This is a genomic window from Promicromonospora kroppenstedtii DSM 19349 (genome assembly GCF_000515355.1).
In the GTDB taxonomy this organism is placed as follows: domain Bacteria; phylum Actinomycetota; class Actinomycetes; order Actinomycetales; family Cellulomonadaceae; genus Promicromonospora; species Promicromonospora kroppenstedtii.
This window is the reverse complement of record NZ_KI911746.1, coordinates 1-4,732: the sequence shown is the minus strand read 5'-3', so window position 1 is coordinate 4,732 and position 4,732 is coordinate 1. Positions and strand designations below refer to the sequence as shown.

Sequence of the window (4,732 nt, the reverse complement as noted above, 5' to 3'; positions counted from 1 at the left end):
CGCGGCGCGCGCGAAGGACTCGCGAACCGGCAGCGGGCTGCCGCCGCTGCGCAGGGTCAGCACGATGCACAGCCCCGCGGGCTGGTGCGCGGCCAGGAAGGTGAGGAAGTCGAAGGTGCTGCTCTCGGCCCAGTGCACGTCCTCCAGCACGAGCACCGCGGGGCCCATGCGGTCGAGCAGCTCGGCGGTGGCCCGGAACACCCGGTGGCGCGCGGCGCGCTGGTCGGCGAGCTCCGGGGGCGGCGGCGGGAGCCGGTCGCCCAGCTCCGGCACGAGCGGCGCGAGCGCGCCCACGATCGGGTTGTAGTCGCCGGGTCGGACGAGGTCGGCATGGTGGGACAGGACGTCGAGCACCGGCGCGAGCGGCAGCGGCTCCTGCAGCTGCTCGCAGTGGCCGATCAGCACGGGCATCCCCGCGAGCGCCGGGTCGGTGGCGAGCTCGCGGACGAGGCGGCTCTTGCCGACGCCCGCCTCGCCGTCGATGACGACCAGGGACGGCGTGTCCCGGACCTTGTGGACCAGGGACTCCAGCTCGCTCGTGCGGCCCACCAGGACGGGTGAAACTCGGGGTCGAGCCGGTGGCGCAGACGCGTGGTCGATACTCAACGGCTGCTCCCTCCGTGTGGTACCCGGGGACCGTGGTGCCCGTCGTGAGGCAAAAGTCAGTGTATGGCACTGATGTTTCCGGCAATCGACGCAATTACCTTCACTGATCAGCTGCGGATGCGCCGTGGCTGACCTGAAGGAGGGCACATGGACCGACGGTCCGACGAACGCCGGCTGTCACGCGGGCATGTGCGCCGTGCGGCAGCGGTGACGCTCGCGCTCGCGCTCACGGCGACGGCGACGAGCACCGCGGCGGGGGCACCGCCCGAGGCCACGGCGAAGAAGAACTACATCGTGCAGATGGCGCTGCAGCCCGTCGCGACGTACACGGGCGGGGTGGCCGGCCTGGCCCCGACCAAGCCGGCCGAGGGCGAGAAGGTCGACCCGGCTGCGCCCGAGGTCGTCGAGTACGCCGAGCACCTGCGCGGCAAGCACCGCGCCGCGCTGCGGAGCGTGGGCGCCAAGGACCCGCTCTACCAGTACGTGTACTCGTTCGACGGGTTCGCGACGTCGCTGACGGCGGCACAGGCGGCCGAGCTGCGCGCTGAACCGGGCGTCCTGGCGGTCACCGAGGACGTCCTGGTGCACACGACCACGGCCGACACCACTGCCACCGCCGGCGACAAGGACGGCGACGGCGACGGCGCGGAGGGCATCACCGTCTGGGGCGAGCCCACGACCGCCGCCGCCTCCACCGATGACGCGCCGGCCCTGTTCAAGGGCCCGGCCGGCCACGGCAAGCCGGCCGCCGCGGGCGAGGACGTCGTCATCGGCGTCATCGACTCCGGCATCTGGCCGGACAGCGCCAGCTTCTCCGACCGGGACAAGCGCGGCCGCCCTGCCTACCAGCGCCTGCGCGGGTTCGACGGCGAGTGCGACGACGCCGGGACGGTCGGCGACGACTCGTGGGACGACGACTCGTGCAACCTCAAGCTCGTCGCGGCCCAGCACTTCAACGACGCCTGGGGCGGCGACGCCGGCATCGCCGAGCAGATGCCGTGGGAGTTCCAGTCCGCGCGTGACTACAACGGGCACGGCACGCACACCGCGTCGACCGCGGGCGGCAACAAGGACGTCGCCGTCACCGGTCCGCTCAACAAGTTCAGCTCGACGGTGAGCGGCGTCGCGCCGCGCGCCCGGATCGCCGCCTACAAGGCGCTGTGGTCCGCCGAGGACGGTTCGACGGCGAGCGGGTACCCCTCCGACATCGTCGCGGCCGTGGACCAGGCCGTCGCGGACGGCGTGGACGTCATCAACTTCTCAGTCTCGGGCACCCTGACCGACTTCCTGGACCCGACGGAGCTCGCGTTCCTGGCCGCCGCGCAGGCGGGCGTGTTCGTGTCCGCCTCGGCGGGCAACAGCGGCCCGACGGCCGGCACGGTGGCGCACCCGAGCCCGTGGATCACCACGGTGGCCGCGGCCACGCACTCCACGTCGGCCCGCTCGACCGCGACGCTCGGTGACGGCGCGAAGGTCTCCGGCACGTCCCTGGCCGCCGAGGTCGTGGGCCCGGTGCCGTTCGTCTACGGGCGCGACGCCGCCGCGGCCGGGGCCACGGTCTCGAACGCCGGCATGTGCTTCACGACGGCCGACAACAACGGCAAGCCCGCGCTCGACCCCGCCAAGGTGGCCGGCAAGATCGTGCTCTGCGACCGCGGCGAGAACGCCCGCGTGAACAAGGGCGCGGCGGTCGCCGAGGCCGGCGGCGTCGGCATGGTCCTGGTGAACACCCTGGAGGGCGACACCCTCAACACGGATGTCCAGGCCGTCCCGTCGGTGCACGTGGCCGCGACCGACCGCGACGCGCTGCTCGCCTACGCCAGGACGTCGGGTGCCACGGCCACCATCGCCGCGGCCTCGGTCGACACCTCGACGCCCGCGCCGTACACGGCGGCGTTCTCCTCGCGGGGCCCGTCGCCCGCGGGCAACGGCAACATCCTCAAGCCGGACGTCACCGCGCCCGGCCAGGACATCCTCGCCGCCGTCGCACCGCCCGGGCAGCAGGGCCTGGACTTCAACCTGATGAGCGGCACCAGCATGTCCGCGCCGTACGTGGCGGGCCTGGCGGCGACGCTGGTCGAGAAGAACCCGCGCTGGTCGCCCATGGCGGTCAAGTCCGCGCTGATGACCACGGGCTCGGACGTCCTGGACGCCGACCCCGAGGCCGCGGCCACGCTCTACGAGCAGGGCGGCGGGCACGTGGCGGCGGCCGCCTCCACGGACCCCGGCCTGGTGTACGACAGCGACGTCGAGGACTGGTTCGCCTTCCTCTGCGGTGCCACCGCCGGCGTGCAGCAGACCACCTGCGACGCACTGGAGGAGGATGGGCACAGCCTCGCGCCGAGCGACCTGAACACCCCGTCGATCGCGATCGGGCGGGCCGCCGACGGTCAGCAGGTCACCCGCACGGTGACCAACGTGGGCAAGAAGCGCGCCACCTACACCGCGAAGGTCACGGGGCTGGACGGGCTCGGGGTGCAGGTCAGCCCGCGCAAGCTCACGCTGTCGCCGGGCAGGTCGGCGTCGTTCACCGTCACGTTCACGCGCGGCGAGGCCGAGCTGAACGCGCGGCTCGCCGGCCACCTCACGTGGTCCGACGGCCGCGGCGGGCACACGGTCCGCTCGCCCATCGTGCTGCGCATGGGTGCCGAGGCCTGGACCGCCCGGTTCAACGGCGGCGAGAACGGCCTGGGCGCCAACGACGACAACGGCAACGAGACGCTGCTGTCGCCCGACGGCAAGGTCGTCTACACCGCGGGTCAGACGTCGCCGGCGAGCTGGGGCGGGTTCCAGAACTCCCCGGTGACCGCCGCCTACGACGCGGAGACGGGCCGGCCCCTGTGGTCGGACGTGTACGGCGGGCCCACCGGGGTGGGCGGTGACCAGACCGGTTTCGGCATCAGCCCGGACGGCGGCACGCTGTTCGTGCTGGCCGCGGGCGGCGGCTACGGCAACGAGTCCGACTACGTCACCATCGCCTACGACGCCGCCACCGGCGAGCGCCGCTGGGTCTCGGTGTACGACGCCGAGGGGCTGTCCGACTACGGCGAGGCCCTGGCCGTGAGCCCCGACGGCTCGGCCGTCTACGTCACGGGCATGTCGCTCCTGGACGACCAGGGTGCCGCGGACTACGGCACCGTCGCCTATGACGCCGCCACGGGCGAGGAGCTGTGGCGCAGCCTGTACGACGGTCCGGTAGGTGAGACGGATGCCGCCCGCGCCATCGCGGCGTCGCCGGACGGGTCGGCCGTGGTGGTCACCGGCCAGAGCCGCGGCGAGGGCGAGAGCCTCGTGGACTGGGGCACCGTCGCGTTCGACGCGGCCACGGGCGAGCAGCTCTGGAACGCGACCTACGACGGCCCGGACGACAAGGGCGGCTCGGGCGGCGCGGTGGCGATCACGCCGGACGGCACCGTCGTGGTGACGGGCGACAACCAGAGCACCGCGGACTCCACCGACTGGGTCACCATCGGCTACTCGCTGGCCACCGGCGAGGCGCTGTGGACCGAGCGGCTCGACGGCGGCTCCGGCGACACCGACGTGCCTCGCACGGTCGTGGTGAGCCCCGACGGCGGCTCGGTCGTCATCACGGGCAACTCGTGGGGCGAGGGCACCGGCAGCGACTACCTCACGGCCGTCTACGACGCCGCGACGGGCGAGAAGCGCTGGTCGGCCCGGTACGACGGGTCGGGGCACGGGCTGGACGTCGCGTACACCGCGGCGTTCTCCCCGAGCGGCGACCACGTGGTGGTCACAGGGCAGAGCAAGGGGGCGGACACCGCGGAGGACTTCGCGACCGTCGCCTACGACACCGCCTCGGGCGAGCAGGTCTGGTCGGGGCTGTACGACGCCGGCGAGTCCGGCGACGTGGCCAACGGCGTGGCCGTCACCGCGGGTCCGGGGTCGCAGACCCGGATCGTGGTCACCGGCCAGAGCAACATCAAGCTCGACGAGATGACCAGCGACGCCGACATGGCGACGCTGTCCTACCTGGTCGACCTGGGCTGAGGCAGCACCCCTGCGGTCGAGCTCCGTCCGCTGGTCGAGCTCGTCGAGACCTCACGAGGGTCTCGACGAGCTCGACCAGCGGTACGGGTCGGGTCAGTCGACCGTGTAGGCCCGGATC

General features: G+C 73.1%; 2 protein-coding genes. One reads left to right on the top strand and one right to left on the bottom strand.

Annotated elements, in window-relative coordinates; all coding sequences use genetic code 11:
* Positions 1-549: AAA family ATPase (locus PROKR_RS25230; protein ID WP_036969234.1), on the bottom strand; the 549-nt coding region annotated here is incomplete at its 3' end.
* A gap of 204 nt (positions 550-753) precedes the next feature.
* On the opposite strand from PROKR_RS25230, the gene PROKR_RS31045 reads away from it, so the two are divergent.
* Positions 754-4,614: a S8 family serine peptidase gene (locus PROKR_RS31045; protein WP_051433349.1), complete on the top strand. Its 3,861-nt coding sequence runs from the start codon at positions 754-756 to the stop codon at positions 4,612-4,614.
* Positions 4,615-4,732: the final 118 nt, after the last annotated feature.

Bases quoted from the DNA above. Each gene is read 5' to 3' on its own strand.
- PROKR_RS31045 (WP_051433349.1), top strand. From the start codon at position 754: ATGGACCGACGGTCCGACGAACGCCGGCTGTCACGCGGGCATGTGCGC.